This is a genomic window from Companilactobacillus halodurans (assembly GCF_009600985.1).
Taxonomy (GTDB): Bacteria; Bacillota; Bacilli; order Lactobacillales; family Lactobacillaceae; genus Companilactobacillus; species Companilactobacillus halodurans.
This window is the reverse complement of sequence record NZ_VDFP01000110.1, coordinates 1-1,573: the sequence shown is the minus strand read 5'-3', so window position 1 is coordinate 1,573 and position 1,573 is coordinate 1. Positions and strand designations below refer to the sequence as shown.

General features: G+C 37.6%; 1 protein-coding gene. It reads right to left on the bottom strand.

Annotated features, from left to right (window positions below; all coding sequences use genetic code 11):
- A partial coding sequence (locus FHL06_RS12830) for a UvrD-helicase domain-containing protein (RefSeq protein WP_153386976.1) occupies positions 1-1,573 on the bottom strand: 1,573 nt, incomplete at both ends.

Below are 1,573 nucleotides of genomic sequence, written 5' to 3'. Positions count from 1 at the left end.
AATGATAAGTGTTCGTGATGCTCTTGAAAAAGCAGTATCAAGATAATATTTTGAATTAACATCGGCAATAATAACATTGTCGAATTCCAGTCCCTTGGCTAAAGTTAAGGGTAAAACTATGATTCCAGATGCAGGCAGTTTCTCGGCAGTAGTGCCCAGAACTGTCTGTTTTATTTGGTCATGAATTGCTTGAGCTAGGTGAAGGTCACTTGTTATGATGGCCGAGAGTTCACCGTTATCTAGCTGTTTTATTTCAGACTTTAAATTAATAAGTAGTGATTCAAAATCTTGATTTTCAATAAGTTCAGGTTCTTTACCACCGATCTGAATCGTATTGACCTTATCAATTAAATTGGGAGATCCGTGTTTGATGAAAGCCTTAGTGATGGCACCACTTGAGCGATAGCTGGTATACAAATTTCTTTGTGTAACGGCGATATGATGTGACTCAAATAGTCCCATTAGATTATTAAAGGTCAAAGGATGGCTGGACTCTAAAATAGATTGAAATTGATCTCCTACCAAGGTCCAATGTGCCTTGGGAAACGCAGTCAGTAAAAATAATATTTGGTCCAAAGAATAATCTTGAATTTCGTCAATTATCACAAATCTAAGATTCTTCTGTGCTAGATCCAATAGTTTTAAACGGGTGAAAGTATAATCTAAATCGTTGATTTGGTGGGTATTCAAGACTGATTTTATAATTTGAGAAATATTCAACCATGCCTTTTGATCGATCTGTTTCAGAAGTTTACGATTGCGCCACAGTAACATTCTTTTAGTGGCTTTTTGAACGGCAAGGTCAGAACTGGGTGAAATTAAACGACCAAAGATTTTTTCCTGCTGAGAGTCGGTTAAGTCTGATAATTCAGCCTGAACTTTACCATCTTTCGAAGCCTGTTCAATTCTTGATTCGATTTCAGCAGTCAAAATGGAAGATAACGCCGTTATACGTTTAGTCAAAGACATAGCTTTCGACGTTTGTTCGAAAAATTGCTTAATATCTGCCTGACTGAAAATAGTGACATCGTTCAAAGTGATATTTTTGAAGTCAGCAGCTGTCAGCACCCAATCATCTAACTTATTGGCTAAATCTTGGACATGACTAGTGTCCGATTCAAAAGGAATTGATTTATTGATAAAGGTAGTCAATAGTTGAGCAAAGGTCATTTGTAACGGCGATTTTTCACCGAGACTAGGGAGAACTTGATTGATGTAGTTAGTAAATAATGTGTTTGGCGTAAGGAGCAACATGTCACTTGATACTAGATTATCGCGGTAACGGTAAAGTAAATAAGCAATTCGTTGCAAGACAACCGAGGTTTTACCACTGCCAGCGATTCCATTTACTAACAGTGCTGTGCTTTGGGTATCACGAATGATGATGTTTTGTTCTTGCTGAATTGTTGCGGTAATGGAACTCATCTGGCTATTTTTATTTGCTTGTAAAGTCTTAACTAGTAGCGGATGCTGAATCGCAACATCGGTGTCAAAAACATCCTCTAAAACGGCGTTATGTAATAAAAACTGTCTTCTTGTGGCGACTGTCACATCGATTGTTCGTTCGTTAGCG